The organism is Actinocatenispora comari, assembly GCF_017312725.1.
GTDB lineage: Bacteria > Actinomycetota > Actinomycetes > Mycobacteriales > Micromonosporaceae > Actinocatenispora > Actinocatenispora comari.
Genome location: NZ_BOPO01000091.1, coordinates 1 through 17,794, shown reverse-complemented (window position 1 = coordinate 17,794; position 17,794 = coordinate 1). Strand labels below are relative to the sequence as shown.

At 74.1% G+C, this 17,794-nt stretch carries 10 protein-coding genes; 4 read left to right on the top strand and 6 right to left on the bottom strand.

All coding sequences use genetic code 11. From position 1 onward, the window contains the following. Positions 1 to 27: 27 nt before the first annotated feature. From NUM_RS37845 to NUM_RS23370, 3 genes are all read left to right on the top strand, one after another. Positions 28 to 666 (top strand): TetR/AcrR family transcriptional regulator, encoded by a 639-nt coding sequence (locus NUM_RS37845; protein WP_207127069.1) that lies wholly within the window; start codon positions 28 to 30, stop codon positions 664 to 666. Next, positions 663 to 1,616, top strand: coding sequence for an ABC transporter ATP-binding protein (locus tag NUM_RS23375; protein ID WP_207127068.1), 954 nt, complete (start codon positions 663 to 665; stop codon positions 1,614 to 1,616). The genes NUM_RS37845 and NUM_RS23375 overlap by 4 nt, the downstream gene beginning before the upstream one ends. A 70-nt stretch (positions 1,617 to 1,686) precedes the next feature. Beyond that, positions 1,687 to 3,288: an ABC transporter permease gene (locus tag NUM_RS23370; RefSeq protein WP_207127067.1), complete on the top strand. Its 1,602-nt coding sequence runs from the start codon at positions 1,687 to 1,689 to the stop codon at positions 3,286 to 3,288. 54 nt (positions 3,289 to 3,342) lie between these two features. Here the strand turns inward: NUM_RS23370 and NUM_RS23365 are convergent, their stop codons facing one another. Next, complete coding sequence (locus NUM_RS23365; RefSeq protein WP_207127066.1) at positions 3,343 to 3,837, bottom strand: MarR family winged helix-turn-helix transcriptional regulator; 495 nt, start codon at positions 3,835 to 3,837, stop codon at positions 3,343 to 3,345. A gap of 65 nt (positions 3,838 to 3,902) precedes the next feature. Between NUM_RS23365 and NUM_RS23360 the strand changes: the two genes are divergently transcribed. Further along, positions 3,903 to 4,295, top strand: coding sequence for a DUF6069 family protein (locus NUM_RS23360; protein ID WP_207127065.1), 393 nt, complete (start codon positions 3,903 to 3,905; stop codon positions 4,293 to 4,295). Between the two features lie 191 nt (positions 4,296 to 4,486). Here NUM_RS23360 and NUM_RS23355 read toward each other — a convergent pair whose 3' ends face one another. From NUM_RS23355 to NUM_RS23335, 5 genes are read right to left on the bottom strand one after another with little or no spacing between them, the layout of a single operon-like run. Continuing rightward, positions 4,487 to 5,404 (bottom strand): GlcNAc-transferase family protein, encoded by a 918-nt coding sequence (locus tag NUM_RS23355; RefSeq protein ID WP_207127064.1) that lies wholly within the window; start codon positions 5,402 to 5,404, stop codon positions 4,487 to 4,489. Next, entirely contained in the window at positions 5,401 to 5,718 is a 318-nt protein-coding gene (locus NUM_RS23350) for a YrhB domain-containing protein (RefSeq protein ID WP_207127063.1), read from the bottom strand. Before NUM_RS23350 ends, NUM_RS23355 begins: the two co-directional genes overlap by 4 nt. Positions 5,719 to 5,725: 7 nt before the next feature. After that, a complete protein-coding gene (locus tag NUM_RS23345) occupies positions 5,726 to 6,166 on the bottom strand; it encodes a type VII secretion system-associated protein (protein ID WP_207127062.1) in 441 nt (146 codons plus the stop codon). Beyond that, entirely contained in the window at positions 6,163 to 6,738 is a 576-nt protein-coding gene (locus tag NUM_RS23340; protein ID WP_207127061.1) for a type VII secretion system-associated protein, read from the bottom strand. The genes NUM_RS23345 and NUM_RS23340 overlap by 4 nt, the downstream gene beginning before the upstream one ends. Next, positions 6,729 to 17,462: a toxin glutamine deamidase domain-containing protein gene (locus tag NUM_RS23335; RefSeq protein ID WP_207127060.1), complete on the bottom strand. Its 10,734-nt coding sequence runs from the start codon at positions 17,460 to 17,462 to the stop codon at positions 6,729 to 6,731. Before NUM_RS23335 ends, NUM_RS23340 begins: the two co-directional genes overlap by 10 nt. Between the last annotated feature and the right edge of the window lie 332 nt (positions 17,463 to 17,794).

Below are 17,794 nucleotides of genomic sequence, written 5' to 3'. Positions count from 1 at the left end.
GCTGTACGCGCGTTTAGTATGTTGAACATGAGTTCAGTCGCCGACGAGAACGATCTCACCGCGAAGGCGAACATCCGCAACGCCGCGCTGCGCCTGTTCGCCGAACGCGGCCACGACGCCGTCACGGTGCGGGAGATCGCCGCCGCGGCCGGGGTGTCACCCGCGCTCGTGGTGCACCACTTCGGCAGCAAGGAGGGGCTGCGAGCGGCGGTGGACGAGCACGCCGCGCAGGCCTTCGACTCGCTGTTCGCGATGGACGAGCAGGACCTGGCCGAGGCGGTCACCGGCGACAACTGGGTCTCGGTCGCCGAGATGTTCGCGCGGGCCTTCCCGCACGGCTCCCCGCTGCCCGCCTACCTGCGCCGCCTGCTGCTCGTCGGCGACCCCGCCGGAGCGGCGCTGTTCGGCCGCTGGGTCGATCTCACCCGCCGGATGCTCGACGCGATGACCGAGCTGGGTGCCGTCCGGCCCGCTCAGGACCCGGCCGTTCTCGCGACGTTCCTGCTGGTCAACGACCTGGCTCTGGTGCTGCTGCGCAACCAGATCGCCGCCGCGATCGGGGTCGACCCGCTCACCTCGGACGGGATCGCCCGCTGGACCCGAGAGGTCACCGACGTCTACACCAGGGGCGTGTTCGTGGTCGCGCCCGGGGAGGAGTCCTCGTGAGCGTGTCGAGCGCACCCGTCATCGACATCCGCAACCTCACCAAGTCGTTCGGCAAGGTCCGCGCCCTCGACGGCCTCGACCTGTCCGTACGGCCGGGCGAGGTGCACGGCTTCCTCGGCCCCAACGGGGCGGGCAAGTCCACCACCATCCGCATCCTGCTCGGGCTGATCCGGGCCGGCGGCGGGCACGTCGAGCTGTTCGGTGCCGATCCCTGGCGCCGGGCGGCCACGCTGCACGGACGCCTCGCGTACGTGGCCGGCGATGTCGCCCTGTGGCCCGGCCTCACCGGCGGCCAGTGCATCGACGTGCTCGGCGCCACGCACGGCGCGGTGAACCAGGCACGCCGGCGAGCGCTGATCGAGCGCTTCGACCTGGACCCGACGAAGCGGATCCGGGACTACTCCAAGGGAAACCGGCAGAAGGTCGCGCTGGTCGCGGCGCTGGCCGCCGAGGCCGACCTGCTGGTGCTCGACGAACCCACCTCCGGGCTCGATCCGCTGATGGAGCAGGCGTTCCAGCGGTGCGTGCGGGAGCGGCGCGACGACGGCGCCACGGTGCTGCTCTCCAGTCACCTGCTGGACGAGGTCGAGGCGCTGGCCGACCGGGTGAGCATCGTCCGGCACGGCCGGACGGTGACCACCGGCAGCCTCGCCGAGCTGCGCCGCCACACCCGCACGTCGGTGCACGCGGTCACCGTCGCCGCACCCGACGGGCTGGCCGGCGCCGAGGGCGTGGCCGACTGGGCCAGCACCAGCCGGGACGGGCAGGTCGACGTGCGGTTCACCGTCGACGCCGAGCACCTGGACGCGGTGGTCGGCCGGCTGCACGCCGCGCGGATACACACCCTGACGGTCACCCCGCCGAGTCTGGATGCGCTGTTCCTGCGCAACTACGCGGACCCGGTCGACGCCCGCGAGCCGGGGGAGACGCCTGCCGGAGCCACCCGGTGAGCGAGCGCGCGAGTCACGGGCCCGGCGCGGCCCGGCGCCACCCCGGTGTCGCGACGAGGGAGGAGCACCGATGAGCGCCCGCAACCCCCGCCGGCCCGGCCTGGCCACCATGGTCGGGATCGTCTGGCGCACCCGCCGCCGCGGCATCCTGGTCTGGGTGATCGCCCTCGCCGCGAGCATGATCGGGACGGCGGCGTCGATCGCCGGACTGTACGACACGCCGGCGAAGATCCACGGCTACGCCGAGGCGGTCACCGCCGGCAGTGCGCTGGCCGCGATCAACGGCCACGTCGAGGGCATCGACAGCCTCGGCGGGGTCATCCAGGACGAGTTCGGGTTCCTGGCCTCGTTCCTGCTTCCGTTGCTGGGCATCGCGCTGGTCGCCGGGTCGACCCGCCGGGAGGAGGAGACCGGCCGGTTGGAGACGGTCCTCGCCGGCCGGATCGCCCGGCACCAGCCGGTGCTCGCGGCGCTCGCCGTCGCGACGGCGGCGATCCTCGCCACCTCGGTACTGTTCGCCGCCGGGCTGGCGCTCGCCGGGGTGCCGGTGGCCGCCGCGATCCTCTACAGCGCGGCACTCGGCGCGCTGGCGTTCGCGTTCGCCGGCGTCGCCGCGCTGCTGGCGCAACTGGTCCTGCACGGGCGGGGCGTCTACGCCGGGAGCCTGATCGTGCTCGCCGTGGCGTACGCGCTGCGCGGGGTCGGCGACACGACCGCCGCCGGCTGGTTGACCTGGCTGTCCCCGCTGGGCTGGGTCGAGAAGGCGGCGCCGTTCGCCGACCGGCGCTGGTGGGTGCTGCTGCTTCCGGTCGGCACCGGGCTGGTCGCGGGCGGTGCGGCGCTGTGGCGTTCGGCGCGGCGTGACCTGGGCAGCGCGCTGCTGCGCGGTGGCCTCGGCCCGGGCCACGCGACCCGGCTTCGCCGGCAGCCGATCGGCTTCGCCGCGTGGATCCACGCCCCCGCAACGCTCGGCTGGCTGGCCGGCGGGGTGCTGCTGACCGGGATGATGGGCGCGCTGGCACGGCAGCTTCTCGGCGCGCTGGCCGGCAACCCGGGGCTGGCCGCAGCCATGGGCATGAGCGGTGCCCGGCCGCTGCACGGCTTCGTCGCCGGTACCCAGCTGTACCTGGCGGTCATCGGCACCGGCTACCTGATCCAGGCGATCGGCACGCTGCGCGCCGAGGAGGCCGGCGGCCGGCTGGAGACCCGGCTCGCCGGCACGCTGTCCCGGATCCGTTGGCTGGCCGCGCATGCGGTGGTCGTCGCGGCGGGGCTCGCGGTCATCGTGGTCGGCTCCTCGCTGGTACTGGCGTCGACGACGGCGTGGTCGGTCGGTGACACCGACGAGTTCGGCGCGATCGTGCGCTCCGGCCTGGCGTACCTGCCGGCCGAGCTGGTGCTCGGCGGCGTCGCGCTGGCGCTGTTCGGCCTGTGGCCGCGCGGTGTCGGCCTCGGCTGGGCGGCGTACGCGGTGGCGACCTTCATCGCCTTCCTCGGCCCCGGCCTGAAACTCGCGCAGTGGGTGCTCGACCTCGCCCCCACCACGCACGTCGGGAACCCGCCGCTGGGTACGGCAGAACCGGGCGGCCTGGCCGTGCTGTCGCTGGTCGCCGTCGCGCTGCTGCTGCTCGGCTTCGTCGCCTTCCGACGCCGTGACGTACCGCGAACCTAGGCGCCGTCGCCCTGCGGGTGATCGAGGCGCAGCCGGATCGCGGTGGCTGCGCGCTCAGGGTCGGAGTATCTCGGTGGGCAGCCCGAGCGCCTCGACGATGCGCTGCGCATCCCGGCCGAACCCGACGAAGTGCCGGCCCAGCGGCTCGACCACCAGCCGGCGCACGGTGGCGACGTGGGCCGGCGCCGACTCCTCCAGGTGGGTGCGGCCGGCGGGGGTGAGCGTCGCTTCGGTGAACCGTCGGCCCTGCCCGGTGCGTACCGTGCGGGTGACCCAGCCGCGGTCCTCCAGCCGGGTCACCGCGTGCGAGATGCGCGGCAGCGAGCCGTTGGCCATCTCGGCGATCTGACTCATCCGCAGGGTGTGCTCGGGCACGACCGACAGCCGGGCCAGGATCATGTAGCCCAGCAGGGTCAGGTCGGCATCGCGCAGCAGCTGACTCTCCAGCGCTCCGGGCAGCGTGAGCAGGACCTTCGCCAGATTGATCCAGGCCTGTTGCTGGTCGCTGTCCAGCCACGTCGCCGGCTCGTCGTCCTCCCGTGAACTCACCACGCTTGACTTTAACACGCAACTCAACGTAGCTTGGGTTGCACACGCAACCCAAGGAGGGCGTCATGACCGCCTCGATCACCTCCACCCCGCGATCGACCGTCGCGCTGCGGGTCGGGCTGGCCGCCGTCGTGGCCGTCGCCGCCAACACCGTCGTCGCACTCGTCGCCGCCGCGCTCGACACCGGCGGCATCGGGATGGGCCTGACACCCGTTTCCTACGTACCGGCGACGCTGATCGGGGTCCTCGCCGGTACGGCGGGGTGGGCGCTGGTCGCCCGCAGGGTGCCGCACCTGCTGCGGATTCTCGTGCCGTCGGTGCTGCTGCTGAGCTGGATCCCCGACCTGTCGTTGCTGGCGGCCGGCGCCACCGCCGCCAACGTCGTCGGCCTGATGCTCATGCACACCCTCGTCGCCTCGGCGGTCGTGCTCGCCGCCCGGACCGGCCGCCGGCACTGACGGCCGTAGCTGACGCCAGTGCCGGCGGCCGCCGTAGCTGCCGGCCGCGGCTGACGACCGCCGTAGCTGCCGCCCGGGACGGACACCCGCCGTCCCCGCGCCCGGGACGGACACCCGCCGTCCCCGCGGCCGGGACGGACACCCGCCGTACCTGCCGCCGGCGCGCCGAGGGGTGCGTGCCGGCGGCGTCGTCAGCGGGGGACCGGTGCCGGCTCGATGCCGAGCCTCGCCGCGTCCTCCGCGGTCCTGCGCTGGAAGTCGACACCCGCGTACGCCTGGTAGTCGGCCATCGTGCGTGCCTCGCCCTGGGCCAGCTCGCCGAACATCGGCCAGGTCAGCAACGTGCGCACCCGGCGGCGCCCGGCCCGGTCCAGCTCGTACCAGGGTTCCTCGGCGGTGGCGTGATCGTCCCAGTGATGCGGCGCATCCTCGCGCACGTAGTAGTGCCAGGCGAGGATCTCGGCCGGGTGGAACAGGTCGTACCCGTGGGTGAACGCCCGGGTCGCGAGGTTGATCTCCTCGCCCATGAAGTAGATCTTCTCGTCGTAGCGGACGTCGCGGACGAACGTCCCCGGCGCGAACAGGAACCCGGCGGCGAGGAACCGGGCCCGTACCGGCTTCGGCGGCTGCTGCTTGCCGGTCAGGAACACCTGGCCGACCTCGGGCAACCCGTCCGCCGTCCAGCCGGACAGCACGATCGCGGTGGGTTGCGCGGCGCCGTCGAGCTCCCGCGCCGGATCGTAGGCCGCCGGGTAGGCGGTGACGATCGGCTTGGCCGCGCCGGTCTGCTCGGCGATCGCGACGAGCCGCTCGTCCCAGCCCGGTACGAAGCGGGTGTGGCTGTCGACCTGCAGGTACCAGTCGGAGTCGACGTAGTGCTGCTGGATCTTGGCGCGGGCCCAGCAGGCGCCCCGGCTCTGGCGGGCGTCGAACTCGAGGATCGTGACCCGCCGGTCGTCGCGCAGCGCGGACACGTCCTCGTCGCCGAGGTGCTGCCAGTTGACCACGATGCGCAGCTCGTCCGGGGAGGCGGCCTTGGCCAGGCAGTCCAGCACGGTCGGCACCAGCTCCGGGTCGCGGTAGGACGCGACCGACACGAAGATGCTCACCACAGGCCCGCCGGCGGTGGGATCGGGATCTCCGGCAGCCCGCGTTGCCGGGCGTGCTCGTTGAGCCAGCGCTCCAACGGCGGTGCGGACGGCGCCTGCCAGACCGCCGCGCCGTCCTTGTCGACCACCAGTGGGCCGGCCGCGACCGCGTCGGTGAACACGCCCGTCTCGTACCACGCCACGGTGTTGTAGGCGAAGGCCCAGCACCACGGGTACTCGTCCGGCGGCGCGTCGGACAGCCGCAGCGGGGTGGCCGGGTCCTGCAGCTCGGCGAGCCGTTGCGCGGCAAGCGATCGCGCTTCGTCGACGTCCATGTCGCGGTCAGCCCTCGCCTTCGCTCGCCGGTCCGCCCACCGGCACCGTGTCGCCGCGAGCCGGCGGGCCGGGCAACGACGCCCGCGCGGCGGCGAGCTCGTCGTCGCCCAGCAGTACGGTGTCCCGGACGAAGTCGCCGACCAACCGGAACGGCACCGGGCCGGCCGGGTTGAACAGCACGTCGATCTCGTCCGGCAGCAGCGTGATCAGCTCCATCAGATCGGCCGGCTGCCAGCTGGCCGCCGCGGCGTGCTGCCGATGCGCCTCGCTCGTTGCGACCACCACGCACGGGACGTCGTCGGGAGCGGGCGCGATCACCGGCCGCTCGCCCGCATCGAGCGCCACGAAGAGCGTGGCGTCGTGCAGCGCCGCCTGGAGCTGCTCGGCGGTCGCCGCGTCGGCCATCACCATCCGGAACAGCACGTCGAGCCGGTCCGTCGCGGTCACCCTCGCAGCACCTCCAGCAGGCCGTCGGCCGGGATCCGGGTGGTCGCCACGCCGGCCGGGTTGAGCAGCAGATCGTGGCCGGCCGGCAGCCGCGCCGCCAGCTCGGCCACCGAGAGCACCACCGTACCCAGCCCGGAGACCGGTGCGGCCTGCTCCTCGGCGGAGAACACCGGTACCACCGGAGCGCCGTCCGGGTCGCTCGCGCGCACCGGTGCGCCCGCCGCGTCGACGAGCACCGCCAGCTGCGCGTCCCGCAACGCCGCCAGCAGACCGTCCAGGTCGCCGTACTCGGTGGCCAGCCGGTACGCGGCGGCGTCGACCGGGTCGGTGGGCTCCGGCCAGCCGAGCGACCAGGGCGACTCCCGATGGCCCGGGTTGGGCTCGAACTCGCCCGGCTGCCCGACTTCGGCGCACGGCCACCGGCCGACGAGCGCCCACGCCGGCACCGGGGCCGAGCCCGCGAAGTACGGGTCGACCAGGTGCAGCGGTTCGTCCGGACTCGCCGCCGCGACCAGCTCGCTGGGTAGCTGCACCGGCTGTCCGGCCGGTCCGAGCAGTGTCGTCACGGCCACGTCGGTCTCCTCCGCATCCCCGTGCCCTCGGGTAGGAATCCCATGCCCACCACCGCGCCCCGGTGCCGCAGCGGCCGGGCCGGCACGGCGTCGTCCGGCACCGTACCGGCGGGGTGCGCCGGCGGCGACTCACCGAACCCTCGCCCCACCAGCACGTTCCCCTGGTACAGCGGCTTTCCCGGCGGTTCGCTGTTCCCGGCGTACCCGTCCGGTTCGACGGGCTCGTCCGGTTCGGCTGGTCCGGCGGGCGGCCTCTCGGCGCCCTCGTCGTGGGGGAGCGGCGGTCTCGCACCATCGCCGGGGAGCTCGACGGGCGGGTTCGTCGCCAGCACCACCGTGTACCGGTCGTGCTCGTCCAGGTGCAGCACGATCGCCGGCACGCCGCCGACGCCGTCCGGCGGCTCGTTCGGCGCCGTACCCCCGGCACCCGGCGGGTCGTTCGGTGCGGTGCCGGCGTCATGCGGCGGCTCGTTCGGCCCTCGCGGGGAGAAGTCCTGGAAGCCGCCGTCCGCGCGGACCACCCGGATCGGCACCCCGAACTCCCGCGCCGCCGCGGCGGCCACCAGATCGCCGCCGGTACCGGCACCGGCGTCGACGGCACTGCGGCGCACCGAGGAGGCGGCCAGCCCCGCCCGCGTGGCGGGCTCGAACGCCGGCTCGTCCGGCAGCTCCGGCACCAGCCCGGTGTCGTCGTACTCGCTGAGCATGGGTTCGGCCAGCCGCACGCCGGCGCGGTGCAACTCGTCGGAGCCGAAGCGCTCGGCCGGGTCGAGTCCGGCGAACGCGCGCAGCTGCGGATCGGTACCGATCCGGCCGGCGATCCGGTCGCGCAACCCATCCAGGTCGAGGTCGTGGCCGCGCTCGCTCAGCGCGTGGTGCAGCGCGGCGAACTGCGAGTCGCGTGCCGGCCAACCGCCGACCTGCCGCACCGGCCGCCCGCCCGGGTCGACCAGTACACCGTCCACAGTGGAGTACTGCGGGGCGGGCGGTGCCGGTTCGGTCGCGGTGAAGGTCGCCGGCGGCGCACCGGTCCGCTGCTCGGCGGGGCGGGCGTACCAGTCGGTCAACTCCTCGGCCGCCCGGCGGGCGTCGACCAGTTGCCGGTCCAGCACGTCGGTACCCGACCGGGCCCGGCTCAGTTCGACGGTGCCGTCGGCGATCCGGGCGTCAATCTTGCTGAGCTCGGCCCGGGCCGCCGCCTTCTCGGCGTCGGTGCGGGCAGCCTGCTGCCGCGCCTCGCCGGCGCGCCGTTCGGCGCCGAGCGAGTCGAGAAGACCGGCCAGGTCCTGCCGCTTGCGGGCGGCCTCGGTCCACTGGTCGGCGACCTTCTTCACCTGGTCCCACGCGGTGGAGACGGCGTCCGGGAACGTCTCGTCGGTGATGACGCCCAGCGATCGGGCTTCCTGTTCGGAGACCCAGACGTCCACTGTGGAGTGCACGTCGACCACCGCGGATCCCCCGTCGGCCGCCCAGGGCGGGTTCCCGATCCGGGTCGCGGTGTGCCGCCACGTGGCCGGCACGCGGATCAGCAGGGCGCGGCCCTCGCGCTCGGTCAGCTCGGTGCCGGCGCTGGTGTCGTGCGTGGTCTGCACGCCGTCGGTACGGCTGTCGGCGGCGAGCGGCACGCTCGGTCCCGGGGCGACGTAGCCGGCCAGCCCGCCGGGCGGTGCCGGCTCGACCTGCTGCCGGGTGGTCTGCCCGGCGCCCTGCGTGGCGTCCGACCGGGTGCTCGCCGTACGGTCGGTCGACGTCGTCTCGGGCCGCGACGCGTCCGGCCCGGAGCCCCGGTCCGGGTTGCCCAGCTTGCGCCCGTCGCCGACCCGCACCAGCCGGGCGCCGTGGGCGTGCAGGGACAGTTCGGTCCGCAGCCGCACCGCCGGCCGCAACGGTCGAGGATCGCGCAGCGTGGTCTCCAGCGCCCCGGCGCCGCCCGACAGCGACGGCAGGTGACCGCGGAGCACGTTGTCACTCAACGTCGCGTGCACCGTCGCCGCGCCCGCGCTGCCGGGCCCGACCAGGCCGGTACGGGCTGGCGGCGCGCCGACGTCGGTGGCCGCCCGGCCCGCGTTGCGGACGGCCTGCTGGGCTCCTGCCCGGATCCGTTCGACGTCGTGCACCCGCTGCGGGAAGGCGTGCCCGCTCAGGACGATGCCGGCCGGCATCGGTGCGCCCGGGCCGGACGTGAACCGGACCGGGTCGATCGTCGCCGTCGTCGTGGGTCCGGTCGCGGGGCGGTCGGCGAGCCGGGCGAGACTGAGCGGAACGTCCTCGTACAGCTGGGTCACCGGGCTGGTGACCGTGAACGAGGTGCCGTCGGACAGCTGCACGACCGCCTTGACCCGCACGCCGTGCCGGAAGTGCGCCACCGGTTCCTGGGTGGACAGGCTCAGCTCCTGGTGCCCCGTCGTCGACTCGGTGGCACCGCTCGCCGTCGCCGCGCTGCCGCGCACCCCGCTGGTACCGAGGGAGGTCGACGGGGTACCGCCGCCGGAGGAGACCGTGACACTGGTGTCGATGCCGGCGCCGGCGGTGCTGGTCCGCTGGCGGGCATCCTCGCTCTTGCTGTCGACCGACAGCTTCTCCGACAGCTTCCCGCCGGGCGCCAACCGCACCAGTTCCGGCTCACCGGCCGGTTCCAGGGACAGGGTGACCCGACCGTCGTGCAGCCGCCAGAACCCGGCCTGGTCCACCCGCAACGACAGCCCGTGCCGGGCCATCGTGGGCCCGAGGCCGCCCGCTGCCGTGTCGGACAGCGCGGCCGCGATGCGGCTCAGGTTGGCCTTGACGTCCGCCCGGACATCGGCGTCGCGCAACCCGGGGATGCGGCGCCGCGCCGCCTGCGCCATCAACGAGTCGACCAGCGCGGCACCCTGCAACTGCCCGGCGACGAACGGGCCGCTGAGCCGACCGTCGGTCGTGTCCGGCCGCCAGGACCGTGCGGTCGAGTTGTCGTCCGCCGTCCCCGTCCGTGCGTCGGAGACCGCCGTCCCCTCCGGCCCCATGGTCCCAGCCGGCGGCGTGGTCGCGCCCGGCGGCGTCGCGGCCGGTGGCGTGGCCGCGGCTGGCGTCGTCGCGGCCGGTGGCGTGGCCGCGGCTGGTGGTGTCGCGGCCGGTGGCGTGGCCTCGGTGGCGGCGGTGTGCCCGGCCGGTGCGGTGTCGGCGCCCGGGCCGAGGATGCCCAGCTCGCGGGCCACCCGCACCGGCAGCCGCAGCCGTACCCCGTCGGGCACGGTGACGGACTCCCCGGCGTACCGCGGTCGGCTGCGTTCCCGGCCGCCGAGCCGGCGCGCCCAGCCGCCCAGCCGTGGCAGCCAGCCGGTGCGGCCGGAGACCGCATGCACGTGGTGGGTCACGGTGCCCTGCACCACGATGGTCGGCTCGCTGAGGGTACGGGACGCCTTGGCGGTCACCGTGCCGGAACCGCCGAGCGTGTGCGACGAGCCGCGGCCGACCGAGGCACCCGGCAGGAGGCTGCCGGTCGCCGGGATGCCCGGAGTGGTTCCGCTCGCGGTGATCCCGGCGCTCGCGGAGACGTCCGTGGTGGTGGCGACCGAGTCGCCGAACGACGTCTCCTGCTCCGCGGACACCTCCAGGGAGTGCGCGTTCGTGACCGGACCGACCGCGCGCAGGCTGGTGGGGTCCAGTTCGCTTTCCACCACCACCCGCAGCAGCCGGTCGGTGAACACGCCCTTGGCCTGCAGGCCGCTGACGTCGCGACCGCCGGTGAGTTGCCGCCCCAGCTCTCCACCCAGCCGCGACGGGGTGAACTCCGCATCCATCGTGGTGACCGGATGCTGGTCGACGGTCGAGCCGGTGACCGCGGCGACGACCCGGGCGGCGCTGCCGGACAGCTGGTCGGCGCCGGCCAACCGCTCCACCCGGTACGGCTGGGAGAGCCACACGCCGTTCGCCGCGTTCCCCTGCCGGGGCAGCGGAAGCTTCCCGTCGAGCAGGCGGGCCCGGACCGGATCCGCGGTGCCGATCGGAGTCGGCGCGACCGCCGCTCCGGTCTTCGGCGCCGGCGCCGGGGCGTCGAGCGGCGCGATCATCCGGGCCTGGCCCCGCACGCCACCGAGGTACCGGCGGGTGCCGCGGACCGCGAGCCGGTCGCCGCGCACCGACGCCGCGCCGATCACCGGCAGGGCGGCCACCAGCCACTGGGCGACCTGATGGTTGGCCGTCGCCTCGGCCCGCAGCGAGACGTTCGCCGACCACTGCTGTACCGGCCGGTCGCTGCTGCCGGTGTGCCCGGAAGTCGCCTTCAGCCCGTACGAGGTGAGTTCGGTCCGGCCGCGCGCCACCTTGACCGACGCGTTGCCGCCGAGCCGTTCCGGGCCGACCGGGGTCACCGCGGTCACGGCCAGCTCCGGCCCGAGCTCGCCCTGGTCGGTCCGGGAACTGCTGCCGTCGAGCTTCACCGCGGCCGAGTTCCCGCCCTTCCACCGAGTTCCGGCGTCGGTGCCCAGGAAGTACGGGTCGGTCAGGTCGCCGCGGAGGGTCACCGTCACCGCCGAGTGCCGCACCAGGCCGGGCCGGATCAACCTGATCGGCAGGCCGTCGGCGGTGATCCGATCCAGCTGGGACAGCACCGCGGTGTCCTGCAGCGCGGTCCGCAGCGTGTCCAGGTTCCGTTGCGCCAGCGCCGATCCGGCGTTCGTGTCCGGATCGGCGACCAGCCCCGGGTACTGGCTCGCCACGGCGCGGACCACCCGATCGGCGAACCGCCGCAACGGGTCGCCGCCGCCCGGTGTGTCGGCCTGGACGCCGGTGACCTGCATACCCGGTGCGAGTTCGACGGCCCCGGCCGCACTGTCGAGCGGCGGCCGCCCACCGACCCGATCGGCATCACGCCGCCCGCCGAGCCGATCGGCATCACGCCGCCCGCCGGGCCGGTCGGTGTCGCGCCGCCCGCCTGTCCGGTCGGTATCGCGCTGCCCGCCGGGCCGGTCGGTGTCGGGCCGCCCGGTGGGCCGGTCGGTGTGGTGCTGTTCGCCGGACCGGGCCGGGTCACGCTGTTCGGCGGGCCGCGATGCGTCGTGCTGCTCGCCGGTGCGGGCGAAGTCGCTGCGCCAGCCGGCGAGGTCCCGCGCGGTCGACTGCGGCATCCGCAGCCAACCACGGCCGGGTACCCGGGTGTCGCGACCTGTCGCGGTGTCGTGCAGGGTGAGCGCGAGCGGGACCCGGTACACCGCGGAGGAGGTGCTGGTCCGCGAGCCGGTCACCGCGGCGTCGCCGCCCACCGTCACGGCGTGCTCGGCGGACCGGGTGAAACCGCCGACCAGCGCCGCACGCACCCGCGCCACGCCGGCGGTCAGGCTCGGCCCGAGCGCGATCCCGGCCCCCACCAGCCGGGTGCTCGCCACCTTGTTCGTCGACGCGTCCTTGCCGGCCAACTCGTGCGCCACCGTGGTACCCGAGGACCGGTCGTGGCGCACGTAGCGTCCGCGACCGGTCGGCTTGAGCGAGACGGTGAAGCCGGTACCGGGCACCTGCACCGGGCCGGCCAGCAGGTCGGGCGCCAGGGCGGCGATCCGGTCCGGCGCCGTGAACTCGCGCAGCGCGACCCGCGCCGACTCGTCCGGCACCGCGTCGATCGCCTGCTGCAGCGCGTTGCTGGCCGGCTCTCCGGTGCTGCCGCGGCTCCAGTCGGTGCCCACCGCGGTGATCGCCGGCCAGGCCCGCGGACGCAACCGTACCCGCGCCGGCACCCGTCGCGGGGAGGACTCCTCGGCCGGCAGCCGTACCCGCAGCCCGTCCGGGACGGTCGTCTCGAACCGGACACCCCGGCCGTCCACGGTGGCGGCGACCCGCACCCGCGCGTCCGCCGTCGCGGTGCGCTCCAGCCCGCTCTGCGCCACCGACGAGGTCTTCTTCACCTGGAACGACCGGCTGGCGGTGAACCCACGGGTGCGTCCCGCCCGTAGCCGCAGCCGGGCGAAGACACCGTGTGCCCCGTCCAGCGGCAGCGCCACCGCCACCTCGGTACGGTCCGACGTCGTCGCGGTCGTGCCGTTCGTGTCGCTGGTACCCACCGACCACGACGCGTCCGTGGCGCCGTCCTTCGATCCGGCCGCGCTGTCGGTACTCTCCCGCCAGGTCCGTGGCGGCACGAGCGACACGACGAGGTCGTACCGCTTGCCGTCGTTGCCGATCATCGTGACCGGATAGCCGCTGCCGGCAAGGAACTGCGGCCGTTCGCGGATCAGTCGGCCGATCCGATCGGCGACGTCGGCGGGCAGCCCGTTGGCCCGGGCATCGCTCGCGACCTGCTCGCCACCCAACAGCACCGGCACCCCGTCGCTGACCACCCGGTCCAGCGCCGCCGCCGGCGCCAGCGCCCGTTCGCCGTCGCCCGTCGTACCGCTCCGCTGCCCGTCGGCGCCGCGCGCCTCCTGCTGCCCATCGGTACCGCCGGTCTCGACGCGCGTGTCTCCCGCCGCATCGGTGTTGGCCCCGTCGATCCGTGACGTCTGCTGCGCTTCGGCGCCGGTGGAGCCGACCGGCGTCGTGTGCTGCGCTTCGACGTTCGCGGTGTCGGCGGGTGACGCCGGAGCCTCCACGTCGGTGGTGTCGGCGGGCGTCGTGTGCTGCGCCTCGACGTTCGCGGCGTCGGCGAGTGACGCCGGAATCTCCACGTCGGTGGTGTCGGCTGGCGCGGTGTGCTGCGCCTCGACGTTCCCGGTGTCGGCGGGTGACGCCGGAGTCTCCACGTCGGTGGTGTCGCCGGGCGCCGTGTGCTGCGCCTCGACGTTCGCCGTGTCGACTGGGGATGCCGGCGTTGCCGCCTTGCTGGGGCCGGCGGGCGGTGTGCGCCGGGTCTCGAGGTTCGCCGTGCCGGCGGGTGGTGCCGGTGGGGACGGGTTGTTGGTGTCGGCGGGTGGCGGGTGTTGTGCCGCGGACCTGGCGGTGTTGGCTTGCGCTGAAGCCGCCACGCTGCTGGTGTCGTCAGGTGGTGTCCGCCGTACCTCGGTGCCGGTGGGCGCCTGCGGTGTTTCGGCGCTGGTGGTGGCTGCGGGGGCCGTGGGCGGTGTCGCGACCTTGGGGGTGTCCACGGGAGAGGTTGGCGCCGCTTCGCTGCTCGGGTCGGCGGACGGCGTGCGCGGTGCCTCGACGGTCGCGGTGTCGGCCGGTGACACCGGAGCCCCCACGTTGCTGGTGTCGGCCGGCGGCGTTGGCTGCGACAGGTTGCTGGTGCCAGCGGGCGGCGTGTGCTGCGTTGCTGCGGCGTCGAGGGGAGAGGCCGGCGTCGCCACGTCGGTGGTGTCGAGGGGCGGCGTGCGCCGTGCCTCGGTGGTGGTGGCGGGTGGCGCCTGAGGTGTTTCGGTGGGTGATGCGTGCCGTGCCTCGACCTTGCCGGTCTCGTCGTTCGGCACGGGCTGCGGCGTGGCGTCGGCGTGCGGTGGGAGCTGCGTGCCGGTCGTGGCGGACTCGTCGGGGTGTGGTGCCGGCTGTTCGACGGTGGTCGTGCCGTCGTGCGGTACGGGCCGTGTGCCGGTGGTGGTCTCGTCGATCCGCGGCGTCTGCCGCTGCTCGGTCGGGGCGAGCGGCTGATCGCTGCGCCGTGCGTCGGTGGTGGATCCGACCGGGTGACCGGCGTCCTGCTGCGGGTTCCTGGCCTGCTGCCGGCTGTCGGGGTGCGCCGGCCGCGCGGGCGGGACTCGGTCGGAAGCGGGCGCCGGGTCGCTCGAACGCGGCTCGGCCGGCGCGATCGCCGTCGAGGCGACGTCGGTGCTCGCCGATCCGTCGGACCCGGACGTCAGCCCGGCGTCGGGCGGCGCGGCTGCCCGGGGCGACGGCGAGCCGAACAGGAGATCCGCGGTACCGCTGGGGTTCTGCTCGCTCGACGACCCCGGTGCCGGCCCGCCGGGGGTCTGCGGCGGTGCCGCCGGCGTCGGCGCGTCCTGGTGCGGGGAAGTCGTGCTCGCCGCCGCGGCACCCGGAGACGCGGTTCCCGTGGGGGAGGTGTCCGCAGGCGGCTCGTTCGTCGGCGTCGTCTCGGTGGATCCGTTGTCCGATGCCGGGTCGGTGCCCGGGTGGCCCGCTGGTGTGGTAGCGGCCGGCGGCTGGTTCGCTGGCGGTGGCGGGTGTACGACGTTGTCTGCGGTGATGGGTGCGGACCAGGGAAGCATCGCCTGCGGCCGGGTGAAGTCCTTGAACAGCCGGTCGACGAGCTGGTCGCCGGACAGGTTCTTCAACCGGTCGACGAGCTCCTGGTTGCCACCGCGGGCCTCGATGCGCGAGATGTCGAGCAGGATGCGGCTGGCGAGGCCGGGGATGATGTGCGGTCCGGCCAGGATGTTGTTGTGCAGGTTCTCCGGGTGGTCGGAGATCTGGTCGTGGTAGAAGGCCTCGTCGATCCGCCGCGCGTCGCCGTCGATGTGGAGCATGTACCCGGTGTCGTAGGAGCCGTCGGGGCCCGGGTCGAAGCGTCGTACCTGCCGATCGAACTGGTTGGCCCGGTCGGACTGGCGTTGCAGGTCGTCGACGTGTCGTTGGTAGGTGTCGTCGACGTCGTCGTCCCGGAACGTCTGCCTGATGTTCTTGCTGAGCTGGATGATCTGGGTGATGTGGTCGACGTCGTCGTCGGTCAGCGCGTCGCTGCCGTTGCTCAGCGACGCGGAGAGGTTGTTCGCCAGCCGGTCGGCGTGGTCGTCGGCGTCGGGGTAGTTGCTCCAGATGTCCGCGATCTGCTGCGAGGACTGGACCATCTTGGCTTCGGGCGAGTTGAAGGCCGAGGGCTCGCCGTTCGACCATCGTTCCCGCTTGTACGACAGCAGGTTCCCGTCCCGGTCGGCGCGCAGGGTGGGCGACTCCTGGTCGTAGAAGTCGTTGAGCATGATCCAGCCGTTGTCGGTGAGCCGGTCGATCGGCAGCGCGATGCGGGCCGGGCCGCTGGTGTCGCCTTCGGCGAACCTGGTGTTGCGGAAGGGGATGTTCCGGCCCTCGACGAAAAAGAAGACGAACCCGTGGTTGGCCAGGTCCTGGGCGTCGAACTCGCCGGTGTTGTGCGCCGCCGCCGGATCGTCCTGGGCCAGCTTGATCTGGGACTTCATCTCGCCGGCGCCGAGCATGGTGTTGGCGCGGTTCTGCGTCGTGTAGTGGTGCAGCTCCCGGTTCGCCAGCGCGTCCTCGACCTTGCGCCGTACGGTGTCGTGCCAGGGTTGGGGCGGCCCCAACTGCCGCTGCATGTCGTCGAGGTTGGCCTGGGAGTGCTCGGCGATGAACGCGCGACCTTCCGGCGAGCCGGCGTGCTGCGGGCCGGCCCACAGGTAGCCGTTCTGCGTCATGAACAGGTAGACGGCCGCGTCGGTGTCGTCGGTCGCCCAGTTCGACAGGTCCGGTACGTAGGTGTCGATGAAGTCCTGTACCGGATCCGTCGGCTCCGGCGACGTCTGCCGATCCGGCGAACTCGGTGCCTCGATCAGCAGGTCGGCCGGTGGGTTGCCGTCGTCCGACTCGGTATCGGAGTCCTCGGGCGACGCTTCGACCAGGAGATCCGCCGGCGGGTCGCCCTCGTCGGACTCGTACTCCGAGTCGGGGTCGGAGTGGGACTGGGTGTCGGAGCTCGGGTCGGTCGGCGTGTCGTGCCCGGGCTGCGAACCGAACGTCGGAACCGACGAGTGCCCGGTCGTGTCTTGGGTACCGTCGCCGAGCGGCGACGATGCATCCGGTGTGCCGTCGGTGTTCGGAGCCGGGTTCGCCGGTGGGTCGGCGACCGGTCCCGCCGCCGGGTTCGCCGCGTTGACGTCCGGCGTCGAACTCGGGCTCGGTGTGTTGTTGGTGTTGGGCGTCGAGCTCACGTTCGGCGTGTTGCTGGTGTCGCGCGCCAAACTCGGGCTCGGCGTGCTGCTGGTGTTGGGCGCCGAACTCGGGCTCGCCGTCGGGTGGTCACTGGGTGTCGGACGCGCGCTCGGGGTGTTGCCGGCGTCGGGTGCCGCGCGCGGGTTCGGCGCGGTGGTGTTGGATGCCGGGCTGGGGTTCGGCGTGGTACTGGTGTTCGCGGTCGGCGTCGCGGCCGGGCCGGTGTGCGGTGCCGGCTGGGTCGACGGGGCGACGTGGGTCGGCATGACGTGGAAGCGGGGGTTCTCGGCCGGATCCGGCAGCGTGGCGATGTCACCGGCCTGCCCGTCGATGAAGATCAGGTGCCCGCTGGGCAGCCGTACGACGTTGACCAAATGACCGACGCGCGGATCACCGTTCGGCTTGGGCGGGAAGGACCAGCCGATGATCCCGCGTGAGCCGGGCGGCAACGTGCTCAGCGTGGCGATCGTGTCCATCAGGTTGTCGATCGGCGGGCCGAACGTGCCGCCCATCGCCTGTTCGAGGCCGGACACGGGCATGGGGGCGGACTTCGGGGTCGGCTGTGCGGGCTGCCCGTCCAGCAACCGGTCGGTGTGCTGGACGGCCAGGTGACAGTTGGTGTCCTGGGAACCCAGCTTGACCGGGTTGATCTGGGCCAGCTCGGGGACCAGCGCGTCGCGGACGATGGCGAGATCACCGGTGTGGTCGACGCCGCCGACCGGGTTGTTCGACACGACCGGGGGCAGGTCCGGCCGCGGCGACGCGGAGACGTGGTCGAGCAGGTCGCCGAAGGCGCCGGCCCGCTGCTGTTGCAGAACGGCACCCTGATCCGGGGTGAGTGACGGGTCGGCCGCCCGGGTGGACAGCTCGACGAACCGCGCGCCGTGCGTGCTGGGCGGCGCGGTCGGCGGCGGCGGTGCCATCGGCACGACCGGCTGTGGATGCCCCGGTGCCGACGCCGGCGGGGGTTGGTTGGCAGGTGCCGGAGCCACCGGTACAGCCTGCCGTGGAGCCGGCTGCCCGGGCCCCGGTGCCGACGCCGGTTCGGGTTGGTTGGCGGGCGGCGCCGGACTCTGCCGAGCCGCCGGCGCCGGCTCGGGCCGCTGGCTGGGCGGATCCTGCTCGGCAGGTGCGGGTACGGGCTCCCGGTCGGGCGGTGTGGCGTTCTGCGGGGCCTGCGGCTGCGGGTTCGGCGCTGGCGGCGCGGCCGGTGGTGCTTCGGACATCTCGATGTCGTCGGTGTCCGGCGAGACGG

Coding starts and splice junctions, on each gene's coding strand:
- NUM_RS37845 (WP_207127069.1), top strand. CDS start 28: ATGAGTTCAGTCGCCGACGAGAACGATCTCACCGCGAAGGCGAACATC.
- NUM_RS23370 (WP_207127067.1), top strand. CDS start 1,687: ATGAGCGCCCGCAACCCCCGCCGGCCCGGCCTGGCCACCATGGTCGGG.
- NUM_RS23360 (WP_207127065.1), top strand. CDS start 3,903: ATGACCGCCTCGATCACCTCCACCCCGCGATCGACCGTCGCGCTGCGG.
- NUM_RS23350 (WP_207127063.1), bottom strand. CDS start 5,718: ATGGACGTCGACGAAGCGCGATCGCTTGCCGCGCAACGGCTCGCCGAG.
- NUM_RS23335 (WP_207127060.1), bottom strand. CDS start 17,462: ATGGCACCGCCGCCGCCGACCGCGCCGCCCAGCACGCACGGCGCGCGG.